This window comes from Candidatus Tectomicrobia bacterium, from assembly GCA_016192135.1.
In the GTDB taxonomy this organism is placed as follows: domain Bacteria; phylum UBA8248; class UBA8248; order UBA8248; family UBA8248; genus 2-12-FULL-69-37.
In genome coordinates this window covers 25,677-52,113 of sequence record JACPUR010000013.1, presented here as the reverse complement: position 1 = coordinate 52,113, position 26,437 = coordinate 25,677, and the positions used below count along the sequence as shown (strand labels likewise).

Genomic DNA, 26,437 nt, shown 5'->3' with positions numbered 1-26,437 from the left:
GAGCCTGGATGGGGAGGGGTGCGCGGCTCAGGAGACGGGGAGCCGCCGCGGCGCCATTACAGCGCGCCTAGGCGCGGCGTTCAATCCGGTTTTCACCTTCTTCTCCCGCGATGCGCTCCACCAAGCCCGCTATCAGGGCCGCGCGCTCAGGGAGGGTGGGGAGATCGAGGTACTCGTCCTCCGTGTGGAGGTTGCCGCCGACGGGGCCCAGGCCGTCCAGCACGGGCACGCCGAGCGGCGAGAGGAAGTTGCCGTCCGAGCCCCCGCCCGTGGGGGTGTGGATGAGGATGAAGCCGGCCTCGCGCGCGGCCTCGGCGGCGAGGCCGATGAGGGCGTCGGTCTTGCGGTTCCGCTCCATGGCGGGGCGCCCGCCCTTGCGCTCGAAGCCGAGCCTGGTGCCGCGCAGGGCGGGCTGCTTGGCGAGGGCGAGGAGCTCCCACTCCATCTGGTCGAGGACGGCCTGGGTCTCGGCCCGCGCCTCGATGAAGCAGGCGGCCTCCCCGGCCACGATGTGGGGCCGCTCCCCGCCCGAGAGGCCCGTCACGTTCACCGTGCCCCCGGGCCGCTCCAGGGCCTGGGCGCGGAGGATCTGGTGGGCCAGCTCCACCACCGCGCTCCGGCCCTTCTCCGGGTCCACCCCCGCGTGGGCCTCGACGCCCGTCACGCCGAGGCGGTAAAAGACGCTCCCCTTCCGGGAGGAGACCACCGAACCGTCCGCCCGGCCGGGCTCGATGACGAGGGCGGCGGCCGCGTCCCCGCCCTTGCGCTCGATGTGGGGCCGGGAGGAGGGGTTCCCCCGCTCCTCGTCCGTGTCGTAGAGCACGAGCACCTCGCCCCGGGGCCGGAAGCCCGCCTCCAGCAGCGCCTCCATGGCGTAGAGGCAGGCGGTGAGGCTCCCCTTCATGTCGGCCACGCCCGGGCCGTGGGCGCGCTCCCCCCGCACCGTGAAGGGCCGCCGCGCGGCCTCGCCCTCCGGGAAGACGGTGTCGCAGTGCCCGAGGAGGATGACCTTCGGCCCGCCCGGGGTCGCCCCCGGGAAGCGGGCGAGCATGTGGTCCCCCGCCCCGTGATCGCCGGGAATCCGCTCCACCCCGGCGCCCAGCGCCCGGTAGCGCTCCGCGAAGAGGGAGGCGACGGCGTTCGTCCCCGCGCAGGGGAAGGTCGGGGAGTCGATGGCGACCGCCTCGGCGAGCGTCTCCACCATCCGGGGAAGGCGGGCCTTGAGCCGGGCGAGCAGGGCCTTTCCGCCGATCATGCGTTTTCCCCCTGGACGTAGAAATTCCCCTCGGCCGTGTCCCCCGCCACGAGGAGATCGTAGCGGCCCGGGGGGACCCCGCGCCACACCTCCCCGGCCAGCCGGAGCCGTTCCGCGTCCGTGCAGTGGCTGAGGTAGAGCACCCTCCGGCTTCCCGGCGGGAGGCGCGAAGGGTAGCTCTCGGGGTGGGAGGCCAGGGCGGCCAGGTGCGACGGGGCGATGACATCCCCCAGCCGCAGCCCCGTGAGCGCCGCCACGCGCTCCCCCCGGTGGACGATGCCCGGCTCCGCCCGCTGGCCGATGGCGCTCAGGCCCAGCACCACGAGGCAGTGCGTGGCCCCCCGGGGGATGACGGGCTCGCCCTTCCCGGGCGCCTTGACGAGGCGCTTGCGGGCGCCGTCGGTCTTCACCACCAGGACGCCCCCGAACCGCTGGGCGTGGAGCGCCTCGACCTGCGCGGGCGGGAGCCCCCGGAACATGTTCTGGGGCAGCTTCTTCTCGACCCAGACGACCGGCCCCCGCGCGGCCCAGGCCGCCGCCGCCTCCCGCACCCGATCGCGCCCCTCCCCGCTCAGGAGGAGGGAGACGCCTTCCTCCGCCCCCAGGCCATGGAGGTTGGTGGTGCTCGTGACGATGACGGGGGTGCCCGCGTCCAGGAGCTCGCGCACGAGCCGCTTCATCAGGGTGGCCTTCCCCCCCGCGCCCATGACGGCCGCCATGTCCCCGGGCTTGAGGCCCAGGACGGCCGAGAGGGAGGGGAGGGGCTGGGGGGTGCCACTCATCGGGGGCGGGCGCTTTCCGCCGGAAGGTTTCCCGCGGATGAAACCGCGCGAAACTCCCTCTCCCAGGGGGAGAGGGGGTCGGGGAATCCCGGGTTCAGCCGGAATGTATCCCTGTCATTCCGAGGGAGCCCGCGCAGGCGGCTCGCCGCCTGGGGACCCCCAAAAAGGGCGACCGAGGAATCCGCTTTCGATCTTGAGAAGCAGATTCCTCGCTGCGCTCGGAATGACAGTGCAAAACCGCCCCAAATGAAGATGCCATTCCCTCCCATCCCTCACGCCGCCGCCCGGTAGATGGCCTCGATGTCCTCCTGGGTGAGCTTGCGGGGGTTGAAGCCCAGGAGGCGCTGCTGGGTGCTGAAGGCCGCCTCGGCCAGCTCGGGGATGACGTGGGCCGGCACCCCCACCTCCGACAGCCGGGTGGGCACCCCGCAGTCCCGGCACAGGCGCTCCACCGCCCCCACCGAGCGCTCGGCCGCCTCCCGCTCGGCAAGCCCGTCGGTCTTCTCCCCCAGGATGCGGGCGATGCGGGCGAACTTGGCCGGCGCGGCCTCGAAGTTCCACCGCATGACGTGGGAGAACATGAGCGAGTTGCTCACCCCGTGGGGGATGTGGAAGCGCGAGCCCAGGGGATAGGCCAGGGCGTGGATGGCCCCCGCCCCCGCCCCCGCCAGGCAGACGCCCCCGTAGTGGGAGCCCAGCGCCATGTCCGAACGCGCCTTTAAATCGCTCCCGTCCCGGCACACCTGCCGGAGCGAGCCCGCGATGAGCTCCATCCCCCGCACGCTGTAGAGCTCGCTCAGGGGGTGGGAGTTCGGGTTCACGAAGGACTCCAGGCAGTGCGTCAGGGCGTCCACACCCGAGGCGGCGGTCACCTTCTGGGGGGCCGAGAGGGTGAGGGCCGGGTCCACGATGGCCACCCAGGGGATGATGTAGGTGCTCACGATGGCGAGCTTCACCCCCTGCTCGGGCACCGAAAAAATCGCGTTGGGCGTGGCCTCGGCCCCCGTGCCGCTCGTGGTGGGGACGAGGATGGTGGGCACCGAGGGCTTGGGGAGGAGCTCCACCCCCAGGTAGTCCCGGGGCTTTCCCCCGTTCGCCAGGATGGCGGCGACCGACTTGGCCATGTCCATCGAGCTCCCGCCCCCCACCCCCAGCACGAGGTCCGGGCGCGCGTCCTTGAAGCGCTCGTGGGCCGCCTCCAAATCCCCGATGGCCGGCTCGGGCGGGCACTCGTCGTAGATCACGGCCTCCACCCCCGCCTCCTCGAGCGGCGCCAGCGCCTTGTCGGCCACCCCCGCCCCCCGCACCCCCTTGTCGGTGAAGAAAAGCGCGCGCCTGGCCTTCAGGAACAGGGCCTCCTCCTTCAGCCTCTCGATCGTCCCGGCCCCGAACCAGGTCCTGCGCGGATGGCGGATGCTCGACATCGCGGAAGCTCCTTCGCCCGATGGGTATGGATGGATGATCGCCGCCCCGGGAGGGGGCGTTCATTATCCCCGGGGGGAAGGGGGGGCGCAATGCGGGGGGGGCTCTCTCTCCCTATGGGAGAGGGCTGGGGTGAGGGCCGTGGGGGCGTATTGCAATACGTCCCTACTCATCGCCCGCTCCGGATTCTTTGCCAAGGGGATAATCGCCGCCGTAACTCCGGCTTCGACTGCTGAAGCACCTCTCCCCCCCCCAAAATCCTTCCCCACCCACGAACCTGCACGAAATCGCTGTCATTTGCGGTAACCGGCTTTTCCCCGGCAAGCCCTACATTCCCGATCCGGCCCCCGGGGCCGGCCGGCGGGCGGGTGCGCCCGCGCATAGGGGAATGCGCCCGTGGGCGGGGAGAAGATGGGGCGGGGCGTACCGGATAGTTGCGGGAATGCCGGATAGTTGCCGCTAGTACCGGGTACTTCCCCAATAAAGGGGGGATGGGTTGTCACGGCCGGTCCATGCGGGGCGTGCGGGAGGGAGGAGAGGTTTCAGGGATATTCAGGGATGTTCAGGCTTATTCAGGCTTATTTTTACGCGCGCGCGAGGGAAGGGTTCCGTGTGGGCTGGGGGGCCCCTGGAGGCCGCCCCTACTCCTTCCAATCCTCCCCCGCCAGGAGGCGCCAGGCGTTCTGGTAGGCGACCCTGGGGCGGGAGGCGGGAGCCAGGGATTCGATGGCGAGCCGCCGGTAGGCCTTCATCCGGGCGGCGTAGGCCGCGGCGCTCCCGGCGCCGGGGGAGCTGCCGGTCAAGAAGTGCCCAACGCGGGAGTCGATGACGGCCCCCCACTCCAGCGTGAAGCGCCCGCCCGGGTCGTAGAGGAGGTTCCGCTGGGGGCGGATGACGGGGGAGGCCTCGGGGGGCTGGAGGGTGCTCAGGGCGAAGGAGAGGTTGGCGTGCCGCAGGCTCAGGGCGCGCAGCAGGGCGTGGCCGTAGCCCGGGTTCATCTCGCGCCGGGGGAGGTGGCCCGCGCCGGTCCAGACCACCTGGGCGGCCGGGTGGTCGGCCAGGAGTTTTTCGAGCCGCCCGACGTCGGGGTCGGCGGGGGGCAGGTCGAGGACGACCGGGATGCGCCGCCCCGCCGCGAAGGCGAGGAGGGCCGCGAGGGCCTCCAGCCGGGGCCGGCTCTCCTCCCCTTCGGCGAGCCTCCCGGCCCGGATGGGACCGATGCCGAGCGCCCCCCGGCCGAGCCGCCGCTCCAGCCCTTCGCGGAACTCGGCCGGCCTCCCGGCCCAGGCCTCCGCCGGGGCCTCCCCGGTCAAGGGCACGAGGCGGCCCGGGTGCCGGCGCACCGCCTCCCAGAGGGCGTCTTCGTCCGGCGCGCTCACGGCGGCGAGCGCCACCCCGGCGGCGTCCATGCCCTCGATCAGGCGGTCCGGGTCCTTGAGATCGGCCAGGGAGACGCCCAGGTCGAGAAAGGGGAGCCAGCCCCGCTCCAGGTAGTGGCGCAGGGTCTTCTCGTAGAGGGCGAGGCGCGCCGCCCGAGCTTCGGGAAGGCCGTCCGCCCGGGCGGGGGGCGAGGGGGGCATGGCGCAGCCCATCGCCATCAGCCCCCAGAGGAGAAGGGCCAGGGCCAGGAGCGCCAGGCGCAGCCAAAGGCCGAAGGCGGTCGGGACGCGGGGCCGCTGGAGGAGGCGCATCAGGCTTCCAGGAGGGACGGGAGGTCGATCGGCGGCATGGGGGCTCCTTGGGTCAATCCAGCCACGCCCGCCAAGCAGACCAGGATTCCACCAGGGCCGCAAGCTCGGCGTAGCCCCTGGCGCCGGGATGGGCGCCGTCCCCCGCCGCCGCCTCCTTCTGCCAGGTGCCCGAGCGGGCGAGGGGCGCATGCACCTCGAGGCAGGGGGTTCCCTCCTCCCGGCACATTCCCGCCAAAGCGCCCGAAAGGTCCGCGATGCGGCGGTTGTTCGCCTCGTCCCCGACCGGCGGCGGCCCCACCATCAAGAGAGGACGGAGCTGCTTGGCCCGGCGGAGGACTCGGGCCGCGTTCGCGATGGACTCCTCCCGCGGGACCCGCAGGCCTCCTCCCTCCGCGGGCCGGGTGTCGTTCGCCCCGAAGGCGAGGATGAGGCGGCCCTCCGTCCCCTGGGGCAGGCGGCGCAGGGCCTCCTCCTCCCACCAGCCGAGGATGTCCCGGCTCGTGGCCCCGCGGATTCCCAGGTTGTAGAGGGTCAGGGCGTGGCCCTTCGCCCGCTCGGCCCGGCAGAGCCGCCCCGGCCAGCCGAGGTACTCGGGGTCGGAGGTGCCGTTCACGAAGGAGTCGCCGATGAAGCAGAGGCGGAGGTCCATCTAGGCCTCCCTCCACTTCGCGAAGTCGAGCCACCAGCGCTCGCGGACGCCCTTCGCCACCTTCTCCCGCATGGCGGCGCTGCGCGGGGTGCCGTAGGCCGCCTCGTGCCAGGCGCCGGTGTCGATGGGGCCGAGGGTGGACATCTCGTAGAGGGCGAGGAGGGGCAGCCTCCCGGCCGCCATGCTCTGGATCTTCGTCTCCTCGGTCTCCTCGCCCGAGAGCCTCTCGTCCCGGACGAAGAGCCGGCCGCGCAGCACCCCCTCGACCGCGCACATCCGGGCGAGGTGCTCCTCGCGGTACCAGGCGGCGAGCTCCGCCTCCGCCCCCGGTCCCCAGGAGGGGTCGACCCGGACGGTGTAGACGTAGGGGGCGTCATAGCGGGGCCGCTCCCCGAAGGAGGCGGCGAGGGCGCAAACGCTGCGCTCGGCGTCCCGGAGAAAGGCCATGCACTTGCGCGTCCAGGGGGTGGGGTTGTTGCGCGAGCGCATGTAATACGGGCTGTCGAAGGCCGAGAGGTCATCCCCCCCGAAGAGGATGAAGAACTCGTGCCGGCCGTCCCCGCCCGCCCGGCGGTAGCGGTGGACGCACCGGTAGCCCGGCCCCTCGAGGCGGTCGGTCGTGTGCTCGCAGTTGTGCCACCGGCGGAACTCCTCGACGTGGGCCTCCGGGGCGTTGACCCAGACGGCGGTGACGGCCTGCGGTTCGGGCAAGGGGGGCCTCCTCACCCCCCCAGCCGGGCGAGCACGGCGGGGGAGTACTTCACGAAGTCGAGCCACCAGGTCTCGCGGACGGGGTCGAGGAGCTTCCGGATCATTTCGGCGCTGCGCGGGGTGCCCGCCGCGGCCTCCTTCCAGGCGGCCCCTCCGACGGGCTCGACGGTGGTCAGGTCGTAGAGAGCCAGGAAAGCCCGGGCGCCCGGCCGCATGCCCGTCGAGCCGTGGATCTTGGACTCCACCGTCTCGACGTTCGTGACCTCCTCCGAGTGGCGGAAGAGCCGCCCGCGCAGCACGCTCCCGACGGCGCACATGCGGGGGAGGTGCTCCTCCCGGTACCAGGCGGCGATCTCCTCTTCCGCCCCCGGCGCCGGGTTGAAGCGCACCAGGTAGAGGTAGGGCGGCTCGATGCGCGGCCGGGGCCCGTGCGAGGCGGCGAGGGAGGCGATGCTGCGCTCCCCGTCCCGGGAGAGCTTCATCGAGGCGCGCGTCCAGGGGGTGGGGTTGTTGCGGGAGCGCAGGTAGTAGGCGCTGGTGAAGGCGGAGAGATCCTCGGCCTCGAACATGTTGAAGCGCCCGTGCTTGCCCTCGCCCCCCTCGCGGTTGTAGCGGCGGCAGCAGAGGTAGCCGGGGCCCTCGAGGCGCTCGGTCGTGTGCTCGAGGTTGTGCCACTTGCGGCTGGCCTCCTCGTGCTCCTTGGGGACGTTCGACCAGATGGCGGTGATGGCCTTGGCTTCGGGCATTCGCGTCTCCTGGCGGATGTGAGCAGGCCGCGCCCGGCCTACTCCTTCGGCACGATGAGGTGGAAGACCTTGAGGGGGGCGCCCCCCGTGTGGCGGACGACGGCGCCCTCGCCCAGGTCCAGGAACACCCCCATGCCCGCGCCGGCGGGGTGGGCCTTGCCGCCCAGCTCGATGGTGCCGGCCCCCTCCATGAGGTAGAGGAGCTGCCGGGCGCCGGGCAGGGCCTCGGCCTCGACCCGCTCCCCCGGCCCCACCCGGCGCAGGAGGCCCCGGCCGTTTTGGGCCCCGCAGCGCTCCGGCCCCATGATCTCGGCGGCCGTCCCGAGCCCCGGCCCCACCCCCACGCGCTCGCACGCCTCGGTGTCGATGAACTGGATCATGATGTCACCCCCTCTCAGCTCTGCACCCAGATCTTGCCGTCCACCTTCGCCCAGCGCAGGTCGTCCTCGGTCCCCTCCAGGATGGTGGTCTTGAAGCGGTTGGGGGCCTGGTACTCCAGGTAGAGGATGTCCTCGCTCGCGCGCAGGCGGTGCTTCTCCATCGCCGGGATGAAGACCAGGGTGCCCGGCGCGACGGGCCGCGTTCCCTCCTCGGTCTCCACCGAGGCGTTGCCCGAGATGAAGAAGTAGAAGTGCTCACAGTTCTCGTGGAAGTGGTAGGGCGAGGCGGCGCCCTTCTTGTAGCGGAGGATGCCGGCGAGGAAGGCGTCCGTGCCCGCGAGCTCGGGGCTCACGAAGAAGATGCGCTCCCGACCCGGCGTCACCGAGACCAGCTTGGGCAGTTCGTCCTGACGGAAGAGATAGGCCATGGCGCTCCTCCTGTTATGAATGATTACGGCCGGTATTCAAAAAGAGCAGGGGGTATCCCCTCGTGTTCAATCCCCAATCCCCGCCAGCCGCTTGGCGTAGGCGACCGAGGCCCGGGCGTCGTGGCTGGCGAAGATGGTGAGCTTCTCGGCCTCGATGGAGCCCTCGGCGTGGATGGCGAGGACGGCCTGGTAGCCGGCGAAGTCGGTGGTGGTGATCTCGGCGATGAGGTTGATGAGCCGGAGGCGGTCCTCGGCCGGGACGCCCCCCGCCCCGCCGAGGTACTTCGAAACCATCTCGCCCAGGCGGGGGTGGTTCAGGTCTTCCTCGGAGGGGCCGGTGACGAGGAGGCCCCCGGCGATGTCGATGACCCAGGCCAGCGTCTGGTGGTAGTTCTCGGCGAAGTGGAGTTTGGCGATGTTGATGAGCTCGGCGCTGGGGACGGCGATGCCGTCCACCACCTTGCACTCGCGGGCGGCCTCGCGGGCCATGCCCCGGCATATCTGGGCGTAGCTGATGAGGCGGGCGAGCTTGTCGCGCACGTGGTTGGCCCGGAGGATGCCGTTGTACTCGGCCATGAGGCGGGAGGCCCCGACGAAGAGGTCCACCAGGGGGAGCTTGTAGCTCACCGCCGTGAAGCGGTGGAACTCGACGAAGGTCTTGGCCAGGGGCCCGGCCATGTCCGCTTCCCCCTTCAGGAACACGCGCTCCCAGGGCACCTTCACGTCCTCGAAGACGGTGAGGGCCTCGATCATCTTGTGGCGGGCGCTGATGGGGGCCTCGAAGGCGTTGGACTTCCGGCTCCCGTAGGGGCTGGCGATCATGGTGAGGCCCGGGGCGTTGGCCGGGACGGCGCAGGCGACGGCATAGGCCTCCTCGCCCTGGCCCATGTTCCGGGTGGGGAGGACGATGATCTCGTGGGCGTTCACCGAGACCGAGGTGTGGACCTTAGCGCCCCGGAGGGTGATGCCCTCCTTATCCTCGGAGACGACGCGCACGTAGTAATCCGGGTGGGCCTGCTCCCCCGGACCCTTGCCCCGGTCGCCCTTCACGTCGGTCTGGGCCACCGCCACGGCGAGATCTTTGGAGCGGCAATGCTCAAAGAACTTCTGGACGCGGGGAAGATAGGAGGTGCCCTTCGTGCGGTCCATATGGCCGGCCAGGAGGTGGAGGGCGAAGAGGGCGTCGGTGCCGATCTCCTTGATGAGCACCACCAGGGTGCCGCCCAGGGCGGTGGCGCGCTCGATGAGGGCGCTGCGCTTCAGGAGGTCATCCGCCGAGCGGGGGATGTGGTAGTAGCGGGAGGCGGGGCCGTCGGGCCCATCCACCACGGCGAGGGGCCGTCCGGCCGGATCCTCGGCCATGCGGTAGTCGATCGAGGCGTGCTCGACGGCCACCCCGAGGACGGGATGGGCGGCCACGTCCTCCACCCGCTCCCCCCGGTAGTAGACCGTCCGGCCGTCGCGCAGGCTCTCCTTGTACTGCCCCGGGCTCATCAGCGGCATGGCGCTTCCTCCGGCTCGCGTTGTCAGGAGGCCCCAAGCCTAGCCCTTTTGGCGGGGAGGGGGAAGGGGGAGAGGGGGAAATGTGCGGCAGAAACGGGCAGGGGGCAGGCCCCCTCCGCCCCAGCGCCCTGGCGCGGGCGGGCATCGCCACTCAAAAGAAGGCTTGTCCCTCTTGGGGGCCCACGGGGGGCCGCCCTCACCCCCGGCTGCGCGAAAGGGCAATTTCCTCCTGCCGCTTCTCCTGCTCCGCGGACAAGCGGACGCCGAGGGCGTCCACGACGCGGTTGATGTAGCCGTAATAGCTGGCGATCATCACCATATCGAGAATGTCCTCGTCGGACAGCCCCGCTTCGCGCAGAGGCCCGAGGTCTTCCTCAGCCATCTCGCCCGGGCGCAGAGTGAGTTTCTCCACGTATGGCAGAACGGCCTGCATTCTGCGGCCGAGCCCTTCAAAGTCCCCGTTTTCAATGGCCACGGGAAGGTTCACATCCGCGGTCAGCTGAACGAGCGCCTGCCCGTGCGACACCGTTCAGTAATGACAGTGGTTCAAGGCGGACACCCGGACGGCAATCATCTCCTTCTCGGGCCTGGAAAGCCCCGATTCGCCTTCCATCAGGGTGGAAGTCAACGTCTGGTTGGCCCGAAGGTTGTTTTCCTTGATGCTGAAAACCGTAATCCGCTCGGAGAGGAAGCCCCGGCTCTTCCTCGCTCCCTCATAATACCGCTTGAGCATCCCCGTCGCTTCGTCTTCCGGGATCGTACGGATCCAGACCATGCGTGAACTCCCCTTTTTACTCTCTCCCGTTCGCCAGCTCCTTCAGGCGGTCCTCCTTGTCCAGCGCGGACAGTTCGGGGAAGCCGCCGATCACCTCGCCGTTGATGATAACCTGGGGGACGGTCTTGCCGTTCGTCCGCTTCATCATGGCGGCCCACTCGGGGGTGCCGCCGAAAACGAGGTGCTCCTTCCATTTCAGGCCCCGCTTCTGGAGGAGGTTCTTCGCCGCCAGGCAGAAGGGGCAGGGATTGGTGGTGTACATCTCGATCTCGTAGGGCATGGAATCCCTCCCGTGCGCGTCAATCCAGCGGGCTCCGGTTCCGGACCCGGGCCGTCAGAGAAGATAGCAGGGACGCCTGCGCTGCGTCACCCGCACCCCCGCCCGGGGATTGACTCCGCAGAGAATGCAAAATAGCATTCCAACATCGGTGCGATTGTTTTTATTCCGGGCCCAGGGGTTTTCTCCGCTGGTTGGGCCGGGGAATTCTGTGAGTGTCCGCTGGAGCCCGTCGGGCCCGGGGAGGTGGCCGCGGCCCCGGCCGAGGGTATGGTCTTCCACCGAAGGAGGATTGAGGGATGAAAGGCACACTGCTGAAAGTCCTCGGCCTCGCCATCGCCCTGGCGCTGGCGGCCGGGCCCGCCTGGGCGGCGTCCGATCCGGTGGCGGAGCGGGCCATCCAGGGGGCGAAGGACTACGTCAAGAAAAAGAGCCTCCAGAATCCCCAGCTCACCATCCTCTTGAGCTCCCTCTACAACAACTCCTTCCCGGATTTCGCGAAGAAGTGGACCGAGCTCACCGGGGTGAAGTTCAACATCGTGCCCCTGGGCTACACCGATATCCCGGCCAAGATCATGGCCGAGTCGGTGGCCAAGACGGGCCAGTTCGACCTCTTCAACGACTTCCCCTACACCGCGCCGGACGGCGTGGGGGCGAAGGTCGTCCTGCCGATGGACGCGTTCGCCACGAGGGGCAAACCCGATTTCTCCGGCGTGGCGCCCGGCCTCTCCTATCAGCAATTCTACCAGGGCAAGCTGGTCAACATGGTGTTGGACGGCGACCACCTGATGCTCGTGCTGCGCAAGGACATCGTGGAGAATCCGCAGGCCAAGGCCGAGTACCGGGCCAAGTTCGGCAAGGACCCCGGCTGCCCCGACACCGTCCAAGAGTGGGAGCAGATGGCGGCCTTCTTCCACACGAAGAAGGGCCAGACGCGCTGGGGGATGAAGTTCGACCAGGACCTCTATGGCGCCCTGGCCTACCGGAGCATCAACTTCTCCTACCGCCATTTCCCCATGTACATGGCCGGGCACTTGCTCTTCGACAAGGACATGAAGCCCCAGATCAACACCCCGGCCGGCATTCAGGCCATCCGGAACTTCGCCTCCAGCGTGAAGTATATGCCCCCCGACGTGCAGGGCTGGGGCACCCCGCAAATCTATCCCTTCTGGGCCAGCGGCCAGGCTTTCTCGATCGTGTCCTTCCCCTCCATCGTGGGTTTCGGCAACGCGAATCCCAAGAGCGTGGTGAAGGGCAAGCAGCTCCCCTGTCTCATCCCGGGGGTGGAGCGGGGCGGCAAGGTCGTGCGCCGCGCCCCCCAGGCGGCGGGCACCGGCTACATGGTGAGTGCCTACAGCAAGCATCCCGAGCTGGCCTACTGGTTCATCCAGTGGTTCACCAGCCCGAGCGTGGGCGACGACGCCATCGCCCATCCGCGCGGCTTCTGGGACCCCTTCCGGGAGACGAACTTCAAGCATGAGGGGATCAAGAAGAAGTTCGGCGAGGAGTTCCTCAAGGTCACGATGGAGAACTCAAAGAACGCCGTCTCGCTCCTCATGATCGAGGGCAACTACGAGTACTTCAACATCCTCGACAAGAACCTGGCCGACGTGATGAACAACAACAACACGGCCGAGGAGGCCGCCAAGCGGATCGAGGCCGGCTGGAACAAGGTCACGAGCGACATCGGCCGCTCCTACCAGGTCAAGGCCTGGCGGCAGAGCGTCGAGAGCGGCATCTACATCGACAAGTTCAAGTAGGCCAATTTCGGCCGCCCGCCCCCTCCCGGGCACGCCGGGCGGGGGCGGGGGCCCCGAGGCGGAATCATGGCTGAGGCCGAGGCCCGCCCCGCGGGCGGGACGGCAAAGGGCACACGCGCCGCGCGGGGCGGCCTGGGGGCGTGGCTGGCACGGGAGCGCGTCTTTCGCCTCATCCCCTTCGTCCTCGTGGAAGCGATGTTCCTCCTCCTGCTGGCGGTGCCCTTCGCCCTCACGCTCTACATCAGCCTCCTCAAGTGGCGGGCCAACCGGCCCTTCGAGCAGGCCTTCTTCCAGGGCTTCGACAACTACTTCGACGTCATGGCGGACGCGGCGTTCTGGTGGGCGCTGGCCCGGACCTTCTATTTCGCCGGCGTGGCCGTCTTGCTGGAGCTCCTCATCGGCTTCTGCCTCGCCATGCTCTGCGCCCAGCAGTTCCGGGGGCGGCGCTTCTACATCACCGTGTTCCTCGTCCCGATGATGGTGGTGCCGGTGGTGGTGGGCTACAACTTCTCGATGATCTACATCGACTCGGGGCCGCTGAACGAGATCCTGGCTCCCTTCATCGAGGCCTTCGGCGGGGATCCCCGCGTGCGCTGGCTCTCCCACCCCATCGCCGCCCAGTGGGCCATCATCCTGGCCGACGTGTGGCAGTGGACCTCGCTGACTTTCCTCATTTTCCTGTCGGGCTTCTCGGCGCTGCCGCCGCAGCTCATCCGGGCGGCGCGCATCCTGGGCGCGAGCCGGTGGCAGATCTTCTGGCGGGTGCAGCTCCCGCTACTCAAGCCGGTCATCGTGATCGCGGTGGTCATCCGCTCGATGGAGGCGCTCAAGGTCTTCGACCAGGCGGTGCTGCTCACCTTCGGGGGACCTGGCAACTCGACCCAAACCGTGGCCTTCTACCTGTGGCGCCAAGTGTGGCAGTTCAACAAGTTCGGCTTCGGGGCGGCCGCCTCCATCCTGCTGCTCGTGATGTTCGCGGCCCTCATTTACTGCGGAATCTACCTGCTCGTGCGCGAACGGGCGGCCCTGCAGCGGGAGGCAGGATGATGGCCGCCGCCCCGGGGGCGCGGGCCTCCTTCGCCCGGCGCCATCACCTGTTCTGGTGGTTCCGCCACGCGGCCCTCCTGGCGTGGACGCTCTTCGTCATGTTCCCCATCTATTGGATGCTGGCCACCTCCTTCAAGGACGCGGGTGAGTGGGTGACCTGGCCGCCCCACTGGTATCCGCACTATCCCACGCTCTACAACTACCGTCAGATCTTCGCCTTCAGCACACTGTCCGAGGGCCTGAGCCGCGAGGCCTCCGAGCAGGTGTTCAGCATCTGGGGGGCGATGTACGACTCGCTCCTCATCTGTACGGTCAGCTCCCTCATCTCGCTGCTGCTGGGAACCTTCCTGGCCTACTCCGTCTCGCGCTTCGGCGTCGGGGGCCGGAACTTCCGCTACCTCATCCTGACCATCCGGATGGTGCCTCCCATCGTCATCGCCATCCCCATCCTCATGTACTACGCCATCATGATCCCCTACACGACGGACGTGCTCTTCGGCGCCCGGATCAGCTTCTTCGATTCCTACACGGGCCTGGGGTCTCTCTACACGGCAACCACGCTCCCGTTCGTCATCTGGATGATGCTGAGCTTCATCGACGAGGTGCCCTACACCCTGGAGCACGCGGCCCGGATGATGGGCGCCGGGCGCATCTACACCCTCCGCCGGGTGGTGCTCCCCCTGGTGGCCTCGGGGATGGTGGTCACCTTCCTCTTCATCTTCATCCTGAACTGGAGCGAGTTCCTGCTGGCCCTCACCCTGACGCACCCGAAGGTGACGACCCTCCCCATCCTGCTCAATAAGTTCCAGAGCGCCGTCGAGGGGAGGCTCTACGGCCCCCAGGCCGCCATCGGGACGGTCATCACCATCCCGGTGGTCGTGCTGGGCATCCTGATCCAGAAGCACCTGATCAAGGGCTTCAGTTTCGGCATGATTCGCAAGTAGGGCGTTTTTCAGAAGGGGGGCGCCGCGTGGCGCAGATCGTGCTGAGAAACCTGGTGAAGCAGTTCGGGCGGGTGACCGCCGTGGACGGGGTCAACCTCGAGATCCGGGACGGCGAGTTCCTCATCATGGTGGGGCCGTCGGGCTGCGGGAAGACGACTACCCTGAACATGATCTCGGGCCTCGAAACTCCCACCAGCGGGGAGATCGTCATCGGTGACCGGGTGGTGAACGAGATCGAGCCCGGCGAGCGGGGCCTGGGCATGGTGTTCCAGGACCTGGCCCTCTTCCCCCACATGACTGTCTTCGAAAACATCGCCTTCGGCCTCCGGGTCAAAAATACCCGCGGCGAGGAGGTCCGCAGCCGGGTGCTCCAGGCGGCGACGGCCATGCACATCGCCCCCCTGCTCGAGAAGCGCCCTTCCCAGTGCTCGGGCGGGGAGGCCCAGCGGGTGGCGCTGGCGCGCACCATCGTGACCAATCCGGCCGTCTTCCTGATGGACGAGCCTCTCTCCAGCCTGGACGCCAAGCTCCGCCTCGACATGCGGACCGAGCTCAAGCACCTCCACGAGCGCCTCAGGGCCACCTTCGTCTACGTCACCCACGACCAGGCCGAGGCCATGACCATGGCCGACCGCATCGTGGTCATGCGGGGGGGGCACATCCAGCAGGTGGGCGGGCCCCTCGAGATCTACCGTCGGCCGGCCAACCAGTTCGTCGCCGGTTTCTTCGGCACCCCCACCATGAATTTCATTCGGGGAGGGGTGGAGGAGGAGAACGGCCGGCTCCGCTTCCGGGGCAAGAACATCGACCTGCTCCTCCCGGCCGGGGTGCGCCTCCCCCGGAAGGAGGAGGAGATCACCCTCGGAATCCGGGCCGAGCATGTCCGGGTCGGGAAGGGCGCCCAGCCGGGCCGCGTCATCCTGACCGAGCCCCTGGGGGACGAGACCCTCGTCTTCTTCGACTACGGCGGGGATGCCTCCCTGGTGGTCAAGGTCTCCCCCGAGCTCCAGCTCTCGCCGGGGAGCGGCGTCACCTTTTCCCTGGAGGAGGCGGGCTTCCACCTTTTCGACGGGGGCACGGGCGAGCGCATGAACTGAGCCCTTTGGCGGGCATTTCGGCTTGAGACGCGCAGGCGGGAGCCCGCCCGCCGCCTGAAAAACCTTGTTTTCTGGCGCCATTTTCCCTTCGGTCCCCTTCCCCCGAAAAAACCTCGATTTTCCGTGCCAGCCGCCGCATTTTTCGTTGACATGCCCGCCGAATGGCTATATATAAGCTTCGCTTCGGGTTTAGGGAAACGCTCCCGGCGTGTTTGGTATATTAAACAAACCGGGCGGCAGGGTTCTGGCCCGGGCGGATGAGGCGCCCCGGGGCTCCGCCGGGCCGCGACGGGCGCGCCGAGGAAGGAGTTGAAAGATGGCCTCCACAGCCAACGGGAGGCGGATGAAGGAGCCGGTCCCGCGGGACGGGGAAGGGAGGCTCCAGGTCGGCGAGCGGATCCGGGATCTCCGGATGGCCTATAGCCTCACTCAGGAGGAGCTGGCCCACCGCTCGAATCTGACGAAGGGTTTCATCAGCCAGCTCGAGCGGGACCTCACGTCCCCCTCGCTGGAGAGTCTCATGGGGATTCTCCGGGCGCTGGACACCGACATCGTCGAATTCTTCCGCGGGCAGTCCGAGGCGCGCGTCGCCTTCGGCCCCGCCGATTGCACGAACGCGGACACCTATCCCGATGTGGCCGCCTTCGAGCTGATGGTCCCGGGGGCGGCGAACTGCAACATGGAGCCCGCCCTGGTGACGCTCGATCCGGAGCAGGGGATCGAGGAGCGCGCCCACGCGGGAGAGGAATTTGGGTACGTGCTGCAGGGGAAGGTCATGGTGCAGTACGGCCGGCGCCAGAGCCCCGTGAAGCGGGGGGAATGGTTCTACCTGGTGGCCGACCGGAGCCATAAGGTCTGGAATCCGTTCGAGGAACGGGCCAAGCTGCTGTGGATTTCGGCTCCGCCCAGCTTCTAGCGAAGCCGGATCGTAGAGACGGAGAAGGGGCGGTCGCCCCACTCGCCCGGGATGGGAGGAGGAAGCCTTGAACTCGTTGGGCCGCCACATCCTTGCTGAGTTCTACGATTGCGACAGGGACGTGCTCAATGATCAGGGGCTGATCGAGCGGTACATGCGCGAGGCCGCAGTGGTGAGCGGCGCCACCATCGTGCAGAGCGTGTTCCACATGTTCAGCCCGCACGGGGTGAGCGGCGTGGTCGTCGTGTCCGAGAGCCATCTCGCCGTCCATACCTGGCCCGAGCACGGCTACGCGGCCGTGGACTACTTCTCGTGCGGCCCGGTGGACTGCGAGGGGGCCATCCGCCACCTCGAGGAGAGGTTCGGCGCCATGACCGTGGAAGCGAAGGAAGTCGAGCGCGGCGTGCTGGCTCCCGCGGTGGAGGAGGGCTCCAGCTTCTCCCCCGCGAAGGGCCTCTTTCCCACCCAATGGCGCGAGCCGGCCCTTTAACGAGGCTTTTCCCGGAGGGGGAGACAAGCGATGATCTTCGCCACCCCGACCAAATACTATCTCGTGGCCGGCTGCGCCGAGGGCTTCACCGAGCTCAACGCGTTCGACGGAGCCCTCCTGAACGCCGGCGTCGGCAACACCAACCTGGTGCGGATGAGCAGCATCCTGCCCCCGCACTGCCAGGAGATCGCCCCCGTGCGCCTGCCCCAGGGCGCGCTCGTGCCGGTGGCCTACTCCGCCATCACCTCGGCGGAGCCGGGCCAGGTGCTGACGGCGGCCGTCTCCATCGCCTACCCCGAGGACCCGGACCACTGCGGCCTCATCATGGAGTACCACGACCTCGCCCCGCGCGGCGCGGTGGAGGAGAAGGTGCGCCGGATGGCCGAGGAGGGGATGAAGTTCCGGGGCCAGGCCGTCCGCGCGGTCAAGAGCATCGCCTGCGAGCACAGGGTCGTGAAGACCGGTGCCGCCTTCGCGGCCGTGGTGCTTTGGAATTGAAGAAAGAGCCTTCGGCCTCCCTGGGAGTCCTCCACCAGGGGGAGTTCTGGTTCACCGAGCTCCATGCGCCGGGGACGGGCATCACCTTCCGGGTGAAGCGGGTCCTCCACTGGGCCAGGACACCCTTCCAGGAGCTCGCCCTCGTCGAAACCGAGGACATGGGCCGGGCCCTCTTCCTGGACGGCACGGTCCAGTTCACGGAGCGCGACGAGTTCTTCTACCATGAGATGCTGGTCCATGTGCCCCTCTCCATCCACCCCCGGCCCCGCCGGGTGCTCATCGTGGGGGGCGGGGACGGCGGCTGCGTCCGCGAGGCCCTGCTCCACCCGGGCGTCGCGGAGGTCACCCTCGTCGAGATCGACGGCGAGGTGGTCGAGGCCTGCCGCGAGCACATCCCCTCCGTCTCCTCGAAGCTGGGCGATCCCCGGGTCCGCGTCCTCATCCAGGACGGAGTGAAGTTCATGAAGGACAACCGGGGCAGCTTCGACGTCATCATCGTCGACTCGACCGACCCGGTCGGCATGGCCAGCCCCTTGACGCAGGCCCCCTTTTTCCGCACCGCCATGAACGCCCTGACCTCCGAGGGGCTCTACGTGGCCCAGTCCCAGGGGCCCGTCTTCGACGGCAAGGAGATCGGCCGCATCGCCCGGGCGGCGCGCAAGGTGTTCCGCCACGCCGCGCATTTCATGGGGCCCACGCCCACCTACCCGGGCGGGCACTGGACCTACCTCATCGGGGCCCGGGGGGCCAAGCACCCCGCCGGCCTCAAGCCACGCCCCCTGCCCAGGGGGACGAAGACCCGCTACTACTCCCCCGAGATCCATACGGCCGCCTTCGTGCTGCCTCCCTTCGTGCGGGATTTCATCCGATGACGGGGGGGCTTCCGCCCTACCTCCCGCGCACCCCCTTCCTCTGGGCGGATACGCCCTTCGACAAGGCCCGCGCCGTCCTATTCGGCTGCCCCTTCGACGGCACCGCTAGCTTCCGCCCGGGCGCCCGCTTTGGCCCCGAGGCCATCCGCAGCGTCTCGGACGGCCTGGAGACCTACAGCCCCCTCCTCGATGCCGACCTGGAGGACCTCCCCTACTGCGACCTGGGGGACCTCCCCCTGGCCCCGGGGGACGCCGAGGCCGCCCTGGGCCGTATCCGGGAGGAGGCCCGGCGCATCCTGGGGGCGGGCAAGGTGCCCTTCGCCCTGGGCGGGGAGCACCTGGTGAGCTTCCCCCTCATCGAGGCGGCTCTGGAGGTCTATCCGGACCTCGTGGTGTTCCAGTGGGACGCCCACGCCGACCTCCGGGAGGGCTACCTGGGGGCCGCCCTCTCCCACGCGAGCGTCATGCGCCTCGCGGCGGACCGCGTGGGGCCCGGGCGGCTCGTCCAGTTCGGCATCCGCTCCGGCACCCGGGAGGAGTGGAACTGGATGCGCCAGCACGGCACCGTCCACCCGCTCAGCCCCGAAGCCCTGACAAGCGCCCTGGCCCGCCACGCCGGGAAGCCCATCTACCTCACCCTGGACCTCGACGTGCTCGACCCGGGGGAGTTCCCGGGGACGGGCACCCCCGAGCCCGGAGGCGTCCGCTTCGGCGAGCTGGCCGCCTGCATCGCCCTCCTGCGGCGGGAGGGGGCCCGCATCGTTGCCCTGGACGCCGTGGAGCTCTCGCCCATGCTCGACCCCTCGGGCGCCAGCTCGGTGGCGGCGGCCAAGGCCGTCCGGGAGCTTCTCCTGGCCCTTCCCGGCTGAGTCGTTTCTCGTCCCACGGCCTTTTTTCGATTCCACTATCCGAAACGCCCAAAAGCCCCCGGCGGATTGTCACTGGCCGGGCTTGGTGCTATGTTCGGACAGGATCACCCGGCCCATGAGCGCCAGCCATTCACGCTTTCGGAGTTCTCGAAAAACATTAGCGCGGGCGGCGCCGCCCGCGGGGCCTTCATTGAGCGGGGCGCTGCCCCAGATACGGGTGGACGGGCCATGCCTGAGAAAGAGCGCAAATACGTAGGGAAGACCGACTTCGTGAAGGGGCTGGAGGGGGCCATCACCCACGAGAGCACCCTCAGCTACGTGGACGGCCAGAACGGGAAGCTCATCTACCGCGGCTACAGCATCGACGACCTCTGCCGGGGCGGGGGAGGCTACGAGGAGACGGCCTACCTTCTCCTCAAGGGCAAGCTTCCCACCCGCCGGGAGCTCGACGCCTTCAAGGCCGACCTCTCCAAGCGGCGGGGCGTCCCCAAGGAGGTGAAGGACCTCATCTCCCTGGTGGCCAAGGGCACCCACCCCATGAACACCCTCCGCTCGGCCGTCTCCCTGCTGGGCTGCCTCGACCCCAAGGAGTTCGAGGTCAACGTCGAGAACGACATGCGCATCGCCCTCGACTTGACCGCGCAGTTCCCCACCCTCGTGGCGGCCATCGCCCGGGTGCGGCGGAGCCAGCCCATCCTCGACCCGGACCCCTCCCTCGGGCACTCGGCCGACTTCCTGCGCATGATGACGGGCAAGAAGCCCGACGAGCGCACGGCCGAGGTGATGGACATGGCCCTCATCATCCACGCCGAGCACGGCATGAACGCCTCCACCTTCAGCGCCATGGTGGTGAACAGCACCTTGACCGACCTCTACAGCTCTGTTACCGCCGGCATCGGCGCCCTCAAGGGCCCCCTGCACGGCGGGGCGAACGAGCAGACGCTGCGCACCTTCATGGAGATCAAGGACCCGAACACGGTCGACACGTGGTTCAAGAAGGCCAAAGAGCGGAAGGTGAAGGTCCCGGGCTTCGGCCACCGCGTCTACAAGGCCTACGACCCCCGCGCCCGCATCTTCGACCCCATCGCCAAGGAGTTCTCCGAGCGGGGAGGCCACGGCCACCTCTACCAGATCGCCAAGAAGCTCGAGGCCCTCGTCGTGGCCGACCTGGGCGGGAAGGGCATCTTCCCGAACGTGGACTACTTCTCGGGCGTCATCTACGACGCCATGGGGATCGACTCCGCGATCTTCACCCCCATCTTCGCCGTACCCCGCATCGCCGGCTGGTGCGCGAGCATCCTCGAGTACCTCCCCGAGAACCGGCTCTTCCGGCCCACCTCGATCTACGTCGGGGAGCTCGAGGCCGAGTACGTCTCCATCGAGAAGCGCAAGTAGCCCTCCGAGCGAGAATCAAAACGGGAGGCCCGGAAGGGCCTCCCGTTTTTGTTGTGACGACCTGGGGTTTCCTACCTCACCACCCTCGGGTCCAGCACGTCCCGGAGCCAGTCGCCCAGGAGGTTGATGGCCACGACCACCACCATGAGGGCCAGGCCCGGCAGCACGGTGAGCCACCAGTAGCCGCTCAGGAGGTAGCCGTAGCCGTGGGCGATGGCGCCGCCCAGGGAAGGCACCGTGGGGGGCACCCCCAGCCCCAGGAAGCTCAGGGTGGACTCGAGAAGCATGACCCGGGGCAGCTCCACCGCCGCGATGATGAGGATGGGGGTCATCACGTTGGGGAGGACGTGGCACCGGATGACGGTCCAGGGGGAGGCCCCCAGCGCCCGGGCGGACTCCACGAACTCCCGCTCCCGGATGGCCAGGACCGACCCCCGCACCGTGCGGCCGTAGACCGCCCAGTGGGTCAGGCCGATCAAGAGGATGAGCTTCCCCACCCCTGAGCCGAACAGCGCGATGACGGCCAGCGCCACGAGCACGGTGGGGAGGGTGAGCTGGAAGTCCGCGAGCCGCATGACCAGGGCGTCCACCCGGCCGCCGCGGTAGCCCGCCCACACCCCGAGCGTCACGCCCAGGACAGCCGAGATGGCCACCGAGGCCAGGCCCACGGCCATGGAGATGCGGAAGCCGTGGAAGATGTAGCTCAGGAGGTCCCGCCCCAGTCCGTCCGTCCCGAGGAGGTAGCCGGGAAGGGCGCCCTCGAGGAAGAAGGGGGGCCGGAGGACCGAGCGCAGGTTCTGGCCGATGGGGTCGTGGGGGGAGATCCAGGGGGCCAGCAGGGCGACGAGGCAGGCGGCGAGGAGGACGGCCATCCCCGCCAGGGCGTCGGCCCGGAGGAGGGCGCGCCCCGGAGCCCCTCCGGGGGCGGGCGGGGCCTCCGCCTCGTAGGCCCGGAGGGCCGTCTCCTGGGCCATCAGCCGCTCCTCACCCGGGGGTCCACGAAGGAGTAGGAGATGTCCACCACCAGGTTGATCAGGATGAAGATGGCCGCCGTCACCAGCGCCCAGCACATCACCACCGGGTAGTCGAGCTTCTGGATCGAGTCGAGGATGAGCCGCCCCATCCCCGGCCAGGCGAAGACGCGCTCGGTCACCACCGCCCCCGCCAGGAGGCTCCCCATCTGGAGCCCCGCGATGGTGATGAAGGGGATGAGGGTGTTCTTGAGGGCGTGCTTGAAGACCACCGCCCGCTCGGCCAGGCCCTTGGAGCGCGCCGTGCGCACGTAGTCCTGCCCGAGGACGTCGAGCATCCCGGAGCGCACGAGGCGGATGAAGAGGGCCAGCCGGTAGAGGGCCAGGGAGCCGGCGGGGAGGACGAGGTGCTCCCAGCCCCCCCGCCCGGAGGTCGGGAGCCATCGGAACATGACGCCGAAGACCAGGATGAAGACGATCCCCACCCAGAAGGGCGGGGCCGAGATGCCGACGAGCGAGCCCGAGAGGAACAGCCGGTCGAGCACTCCCCCCCGGCGGTTCGCCGCGATCACCCCGAGCGGCACGGCCAGCACGATCGCGATGAGCATGGCCGCCCCGGCCAGCTCCAGGGTGGCGGGCACGCGCTCCAGCACGAGCTCCATGGCGGGCACGCCGTGGTGGTAGGAGACCCCCAGGTCCCCGCGCAGGGCGTTCCGCAGGAAGTAGAGGTACTGGACGGGCAGGGAGCGGTCGAGGCCGAAGACCACCTGCAGGCGGGCGATGTCCTCCGGCGTGCCCTCTTCCCCGAGGAGGAGCTGGACGGGATCCCCGGCCATGCGGAGCATGAGGAACATGGCGAGGCTCACGCCCAGGAAGACAGCCAGGCTCTGCAAGAGGCGCTTGACGAGGAATGCCGGCACGGCAGCCGTCCCGCCCCCGGCGGCCGCCGCGGGGGCGGCCGCCGGGGGCTGCGAAGGTCAGTTCCGGCCCGCGAGGGTGATCTCCTGGGCCAGGATCCACTCGTTGAAGCGGGGCTTGAGCTGGACGTTCTTCTGCACCCCGATGATCGCTTCCTGCTGGTAGAGGGGCAGCACGGCTATTTCCCCCATGGAGATGGACCACGCCTTCTCCCACAGGGCCTGGCGCTTGGAGTCGTCCATCTCGGAGGAGGCCTGGGCGATGAGGGCGTCCACCTCCTTGTTGCTGTAGTGGCCGCGGTTGATGCGGCCCACGCCCTTCTTCAGGTCTTGGGTGTGGAAGACGGCGCTGAAGGTGGGGCCGACGGACTCCGTGCCCCAGCCCGCCTGGTAGATGGAGAAGTCGCCGTTGTCCAGGGCCGGGAAGAAGACCGCCTTGGTGCGCGGGCTGGGCGTCGCGTTGATGCCCACCTTGCGGAGCATGCCCGTGATGGCCTCGCACATGGGCCCATCGTTGATGTAGCGGTCGTTCGAGCAGTCGAGCCGCACCTGGAAGCCGTTCGGGAAGCCGGCCTCGGCCAGGAGCTTCTTCGCCCGGGCCGGGTCGTAGGGGAGCCGGGAGAGCTTCTTGTTGAAGCCGAAGGCCTGGGGCGGGGCGAGGTGGGTGGCCGGGGCGCCGCTTCCGTGCATGACGGAGCGGATGAGCTCGGGCACGTCGATGGCGTGGGCCACCGCTTGGCGCACCTTGAGCTTCAGGAAGGGGTTGGGGGCCCCGGCCGGAAGCCCGGGCGAGCGGGAGCCGCCCTTCTGGAAGGCGCCTCCCTCCTTCCGCCAATGGTCGAAGGCCAAGTAGATGTTCCGCTGGGTAATGGTGCGGAGGACCTTCACGTCCGGGTTCTTCTCCAGCGTCTTGGCGTCCACCGGGGAAACGCCCCACACCACGTCGATCTCGCCCGAGATGAGCCCCGCCGTCCGCGCCGCGTCCACCGGGACGGGGCGGATGCGCACCTGCTTGACGGTGGGCTGCTTCCCCCAGTAGCCCGGGAAGGCGTCGAGGTCGATGTGATCGTCCTTCACCCACTCGACGAACTTGTAGGGGCCGGTGCCCACGGGCTTGCGGGCGAAGATCGCGTCGCCCACCTTCTTGATGTAGTCGATGGGCACGATGGCGATATTCGCCAGGTCCTCGTGCAGGGTAGGCCAGGGGACGCCCGTGTCGACTTCGAGGGTCGAGGCGTCCGCCACTCGGATGGACTTGATGCCCTTGGTGAAGTGCTTCATCTGGCTCTTGGGGAAATTCTTGCCCTGGGCCCGGAGGAGGCTCTCCTTGGCCACCTCGGCCGTGAAGGGCGAGCCGTCGTGGAACTTCACCCCCTGGCGCAGCTTGATGACCCACTTGGTCGGGCTCACCGCCTTCCAGGAGGTGGCGAGGCCGGGCTCATAGCCCTCGATCCCCCGGAAGACGAGGGTGTCGAACATGTGCATCTGGATGGAGATGGTCGTGGTCTCGTTCCGGCCCTGGGGATCGAGGGTGGCTGCGTCGCCCTGGAAAGCGATGATGAAGCGGCGCGCGCCCTCGGCGGGCGCCGCCGCCAGAAGGGCCGCCGGCAGCAGGGCCGCCAGGAAGGCGCGGGCGGCGGAGCGGATCGAGCGAGTCGTGCGCGGCATGGAAAATCCTCCCTCTCCTGCGCTGCGGCGGGAGGTGAGACGGGTCCCGAAGGGGGGCCGTCCCGCCCGGGCAGGTGGAATGGGGTTATCGGTTGCGCATCCAGATTGTATAACAACCGGGGAGGATGTGAAATTGCCCTTTTTTACGGCTCTTTTTGGCCCGAGGCGGGAGGCGGGGATGGGGCCGGCCCGCGCCGGGATGGAGTGCCGGGCTTCGCGGACGCCCGCGCCATCGCCGGCGGATGGAGGCCGGGCGGGAGGGAGTCACAAAGGCCGGCGGGGAACGAGTCCCCGCCGGCCCAAAATCGCCTCTCCCCGCGGCGCCGCCTACTTGAGGCTTATCTCCCATGGCTGGAGCTGTTCGTCGTGCCTGGGCTGGAAGTTGAGGCGCTTATTGAAGCCGAATATGTCGTGGATCTTGAACATGACCTTGTGGGAAGCTTTCTCTTTCATGAGGTCGGTGACGCGCTCGAAGGCCGCCTGCTGCTCCTTGGGATCCGCGGTGGTGGCCGCCTTCTCGATGGCCCCATCCAGATCCGGGAAGCAGCTGCCGCTGAACGAGCCCTTGCAGGAGGTCGAGCCGCGCAGGACGAGCCCGGCCTCGCCCGACCCGTTCCCCCAGCCCATGTAGTACATGGCGGCGCCCTTCTTCTGCTCGTTCTGGTAGGCGGTGAAGGTCTTCCGGAAAAGGGGGAAGGCCAGGGCGGAGCAGGTGGTCTGGACCTGGATGTCCCGGAGCATGCCCGCCACGGCCTCGCAGGTTTCCCGGTCGGCGGGGTAGCGCCCGTTCGTCGTGATGAACTCCGCCCGGAAGCCCTTCTCGTAGCCGGCCTCCTTCATGAGCTGCTTGGCCTTGGCCGGGTCGTAGCCGTACCAGCGCTTGTCCGGGTTGTAGCCCGCGTAGTTCCACGGGTGGAGCAGCTGGTGGAAGATGTCGGCGTAGCCGCCGAGCAGGGTGGTCCGGATCTTCTCGGCGTCGATGGCGTGGTTCACGGCCTGGCGCACCTTCACGTCCCCGAAGGGCCCCCCGAATCGGGTGAAGAAGCCGATGAAGAGGATGCGCACCGCGGGGACGGCCGCGACCTCCAGGCCGGCGTGCTTCTTGATCTCGGGGATGAAGTGGTGGGGGACGCCCGTGATCACGTCCACCTCGCCCGTCTCGAGCGCCTTGATCCGGGTGGTCGCTTCCTGAATGCGCCGGAGGATGACGGTTTTGGGCCGGTTGGGATAAAGGGAGTTGCCCCACCAGTTGGGGTTGGCCTCGAAGACCGTCCGCTGGCCCTTCACCAACTCCTTCACCATGTAGGGCCCCGAGCCCAGGGGGTTGCGGGAGATCGCAGCCGGGTCCAAGGTCCGCGACTTGGGGGAGAGGATCTGTCCCCAGTTGAGGAACCGGTTGAGGAGGCCGTTGTCCGGCACCTTGTTGTGGAGAATGAAGGTGCGCTCGTCGAGGATCTCGACCCGGTCGAAGGTGTTCCACAAGGACCGCTGGCGGCTCTTCATCTGCGGGTCGAGGATCCGCCCGATGGAGTACTGGACCGCCTCGGAGGTGACGGGGCTCCCGTCGAAGAACTTGGCGTCCTTGCGGAGGGTCATCTTGGTGCGCTTGGCGTCGAGCCTCTCGAACTTCTCGGCGAGCCAGGGGACGATCTTCCCCGTCCCGAGCTGGGTCGTGACCAGCCGGTCTGTCACCCAGGGCCAGACCATCGTCCCGATGAAGTCCGTCTCCCGGTGGGGGTCCATCGTCAGGGGCTCGCCCGAGAGGGCGATGGTCACCGTGCCCTTGAAGGCCTCGGCGCGGGGGGCACCAAAGCCCACCAAGATGAGCGCGAGGAGGATGAGGGGCCATCTGCGCATGATAGATTCCTTTCGATTGAGGACGCCAAAACGGACTCGGCGAACGCGGAATTTGATTCTACGGCCGATTGTATAACACAGGGAGGCGGGGATGGGCAGCTACGCCCGGAGCATCCAGGTGGAGTGCCGGGGCTTCACGGACGTCCGAGACATCACCGGGGAGGTGGAGGCGGCCGTCGAGGGCAGCGGATTGCGAGAGGGAATCGCTCTGGTTTCGGTGCCCGGCTCCACGGCCGGCGTCACCACCATCGAGTATGAGCCCGGCGCGGTGGAGGACTTGAAGGCCGCCATCGCCCGCCTGGCGCCCGAGGGCATCTCCTACGCCCACGACAAGCGCTGGGGGGACGGCAACGGCTTCTCCCACGTGCGCGCGGCCCTCCTGGGCCCAAGCCTGGCCCTCCCCTTCCGGGGGGGACGCCTGGTGGTGGGCACCTGGTAGCAGGTCGTGCTCGTGGACTTCGATAACCGCCCGCGGGCGCGGCGGGTGGAGATCATGGTGGTGGGGGAGTAGGGGAAG

The 26,437-nt window shown here is 68.9% G+C and carries 27 protein-coding genes and 1 pseudogene; 11 read left to right on the top strand and 17 right to left on the bottom strand.

All coding sequences use genetic code 11. The annotated features are described in order from the left end of the window. Nucleotides 1–67: 67 nt before the first annotated feature. The 13 genes from HYZ11_04390 to HYZ11_04330 form a co-directional block, all read right to left on the bottom strand. Nucleotides 68–1,255, bottom strand: coding sequence for a M20 family metallopeptidase (locus HYZ11_04390; protein MBI3126825.1), 1,188 nt, complete (start codon nt 1,253–1,255; stop codon nt 68–70). After that, nucleotides 1,252–2,037 (bottom strand): putative selenium-dependent hydroxylase accessory protein YqeC, encoded by a 786-nt coding sequence (yqeC, locus tag HYZ11_04385; GenBank protein MBI3126824.1) that lies wholly within the window; start codon nt 2,035–2,037, stop codon nt 1,252–1,254. The genes HYZ11_04390 and yqeC overlap by 4 nt, the downstream gene beginning before the upstream one ends. Before the next feature lie 272 nt (nt 2,038–2,309). Then, on the bottom strand, nt 2,310–3,461 hold the full coding sequence (locus tag HYZ11_04380) for an iron-containing alcohol dehydrogenase (protein MBI3126823.1): 1,152 nt from the start codon (nt 3,459–3,461) through the stop codon (nt 2,310–2,312). 639 nt (nt 3,462–4,100) lie between these two features. Next, nucleotides 4,101–5,150 carry a hypothetical protein gene (locus HYZ11_04375; protein MBI3126822.1) on the bottom strand — a complete coding sequence of 350 codons (1,050 nt, stop codon included), beginning with the start codon at nt 5,148–5,150 and terminating at the stop codon, nt 4,101–4,103. A gap of 52 nt (nt 5,151–5,202) precedes the next feature. After that, nucleotides 5,203–5,799 (bottom strand): hypothetical protein, encoded by a 597-nt coding sequence (locus HYZ11_04370; GenBank protein MBI3126821.1) that lies wholly within the window; start codon nt 5,797–5,799, stop codon nt 5,203–5,205. Further along, on the bottom strand, nt 5,800–6,510 hold the full coding sequence (locus HYZ11_04365; protein MBI3126820.1) for a hypothetical protein: 711 nt from the start codon (nt 6,508–6,510) through the stop codon (nt 5,800–5,802). An 11-nt stretch (nt 6,511–6,521) separates the two neighbouring features. Continuing rightward, nucleotides 6,522–7,256, bottom strand: a complete 735-nt coding sequence (locus tag HYZ11_04360; protein MBI3126819.1) for a hypothetical protein — start codon at nt 7,254–7,256, stop codon at nt 6,522–6,524. Between the two features lie 38 nt (nt 7,257–7,294). Beyond that, nucleotides 7,295–7,636 carry a hypothetical protein gene (locus tag HYZ11_04355; protein MBI3126818.1) on the bottom strand — a complete coding sequence of 114 codons (342 nt, stop codon included), beginning with the start codon at nt 7,634–7,636 and terminating at the stop codon, nt 7,295–7,297. Nucleotides 7,637–7,650: 14 nt separating this feature from the next. Next, nucleotides 7,651–8,064, bottom strand: coding sequence for a cupin domain-containing protein (locus HYZ11_04350; protein MBI3126817.1), 414 nt, complete (start codon nt 8,062–8,064; stop codon nt 7,651–7,653). Between the two features lie 66 nt (nt 8,065–8,130). Beyond that, nucleotides 8,131–9,567, bottom strand: a complete 1,437-nt coding sequence (locus tag HYZ11_04345; GenBank protein MBI3126816.1) for a gamma-aminobutyrate dehydratase — start codon at nt 9,565–9,567, stop codon at nt 8,131–8,133. Between the two features lie 196 nt (nt 9,568–9,763). After that, nucleotides 9,764–10,042 carry a peroxidase gene (locus HYZ11_04340; protein ID MBI3126815.1) on the bottom strand — a complete coding sequence of 93 codons (279 nt, stop codon included), beginning with the start codon at nt 10,040–10,042 and terminating at the stop codon, nt 9,764–9,766. A gap of 54 nt (nt 10,043–10,096) precedes the next feature. After that, complete coding sequence (locus HYZ11_04335) at nt 10,097–10,342, bottom strand: carboxymuconolactone decarboxylase family protein (protein MBI3126814.1); 246 nt, start codon at nt 10,340–10,342, stop codon at nt 10,097–10,099. Between the two features lie 16 nt (nt 10,343–10,358). Continuing rightward, nucleotides 10,359–10,622, bottom strand: a complete 264-nt coding sequence (locus HYZ11_04330; protein MBI3126813.1) for a glutaredoxin 3 — start codon at nt 10,620–10,622, stop codon at nt 10,359–10,361. A gap of 296 nt (nt 10,623–10,918) precedes the next feature. Here HYZ11_04330 and HYZ11_04325 point away from each other — a divergent pair, with 296 nt between their 5' ends. The 10 genes from HYZ11_04325 to HYZ11_04280 all read left to right on the top strand — a co-directional run bounded on the left by HYZ11_04325 (nt 10,919) and on the right by HYZ11_04280 (nt 20,507). Further along, a complete protein-coding gene (locus tag HYZ11_04325) occupies nt 10,919–12,379 on the top strand; it encodes an extracellular solute-binding protein (GenBank protein ID MBI3126812.1) in 1,461 nt (486 codons plus the stop codon). A 66-nt stretch (nt 12,380–12,445) separates the two neighbouring features. Continuing rightward, nucleotides 12,446–13,426 (top strand): sugar ABC transporter permease, encoded by a 981-nt coding sequence (locus HYZ11_04320; GenBank protein ID MBI3126811.1) that lies wholly within the window; start codon nt 12,446–12,448, stop codon nt 13,424–13,426. Continuing rightward, nucleotides 13,423–14,370, top strand: a complete 948-nt coding sequence (locus HYZ11_04315) for a carbohydrate ABC transporter permease (GenBank protein MBI3126810.1) — start codon at nt 13,423–13,425, stop codon at nt 14,368–14,370. The genes HYZ11_04320 and HYZ11_04315 overlap by 4 nt, the downstream gene beginning before the upstream one ends. Nucleotides 14,371–14,396: 26 nt before the next feature. Next, nucleotides 14,397–15,467: an ABC transporter ATP-binding protein gene (locus tag HYZ11_04310; protein ID MBI3126809.1), complete on the top strand. Its 1,071-nt coding sequence runs from the start codon at nt 14,397–14,399 to the stop codon at nt 15,465–15,467. A gap of 316 nt (nt 15,468–15,783) precedes the next feature. Beyond that, nucleotides 15,784–16,383, top strand: coding sequence for a cupin domain-containing protein (locus HYZ11_04305; GenBank protein ID MBI3126808.1), 600 nt, complete (start codon nt 15,784–15,786; stop codon nt 16,381–16,383). 67 nt (nt 16,384–16,450) lie between these two features. Further along, nucleotides 16,451–16,873: an S-adenosylmethionine decarboxylase proenzyme gene (locus tag HYZ11_04300; GenBank protein ID MBI3126807.1), complete on the top strand. Its 423-nt coding sequence runs from the start codon at nt 16,451–16,453 to the stop codon at nt 16,871–16,873. Nucleotides 16,874–16,903: 30 nt separating this feature from the next. Further along, a complete protein-coding gene (locus HYZ11_04295) occupies nt 16,904–17,371 on the top strand; it encodes an arginine decarboxylase, pyruvoyl-dependent (GenBank protein MBI3126806.1) in 468 nt (155 codons plus the stop codon). Then, nucleotides 17,368–18,243 (top strand): polyamine aminopropyltransferase, encoded by an 876-nt coding sequence (speE, locus tag HYZ11_04290; protein ID MBI3126805.1) that lies wholly within the window; start codon nt 17,368–17,370, stop codon nt 18,241–18,243. The genes HYZ11_04295 and speE overlap by 4 nt, the downstream gene beginning before the upstream one ends. Next, entirely contained in the window at nt 18,240–19,112 is an 873-nt protein-coding gene (gene speB, locus HYZ11_04285; protein ID MBI3126804.1) for an agmatinase, read from the top strand. Before speE ends, speB begins: the two co-directional genes overlap by 4 nt. Nucleotides 19,113–19,340: 228 nt before the next feature. Continuing rightward, nucleotides 19,341–20,507 (top strand): citrate synthase/methylcitrate synthase, encoded by a 1,167-nt coding sequence (locus HYZ11_04280; protein MBI3126803.1) that lies wholly within the window; start codon nt 19,341–19,343, stop codon nt 20,505–20,507. A gap of 71 nt (nt 20,508–20,578) precedes the next feature. On the opposite strand, the gene HYZ11_04275 is transcribed toward HYZ11_04280, so the two are convergent. The 4 genes from HYZ11_04275 to HYZ11_04260 form a co-directional block, all read right to left on the bottom strand. After that, complete coding sequence (locus tag HYZ11_04275; protein MBI3126802.1) at nt 20,579–21,481, bottom strand: ABC transporter permease; 903 nt, start codon at nt 21,479–21,481, stop codon at nt 20,579–20,581. Then, nucleotides 21,481–22,398 (bottom strand): ABC transporter permease, encoded by a 918-nt coding sequence (locus HYZ11_04270; GenBank protein ID MBI3126801.1) that lies wholly within the window; start codon nt 22,396–22,398, stop codon nt 21,481–21,483. The genes HYZ11_04275 and HYZ11_04270 overlap by 1 nt, the downstream gene beginning before the upstream one ends. A gap of 57 nt (nt 22,399–22,455) precedes the next feature. Continuing rightward, a complete protein-coding gene (locus HYZ11_04265; protein ID MBI3126800.1) occupies nt 22,456–24,063 on the bottom strand; it encodes an ABC transporter substrate-binding protein in 1,608 nt (535 codons plus the stop codon). 327 nt (nt 24,064–24,390) lie between these two features. Continuing rightward, the gene (locus HYZ11_04260) at nt 24,391–25,920 is read right to left on the bottom strand and encodes a hypothetical protein (protein ID MBI3126799.1); all 1,530 of its coding nucleotides are present in this window, start codon (nt 25,918–25,920) and stop codon (nt 24,391–24,393) included. A 91-nt stretch (nt 25,921–26,011) separates the two neighbouring features. On the opposite strand from HYZ11_04260, the pseudogene HYZ11_04255 reads away from it, so the two are divergent. Continuing rightward, nucleotides 26,012–26,431, top strand: a pseudogene (locus HYZ11_04255) (YjbQ family protein). The last annotated feature ends 6 nt before the right edge of the window (nt 26,432–26,437 follow it).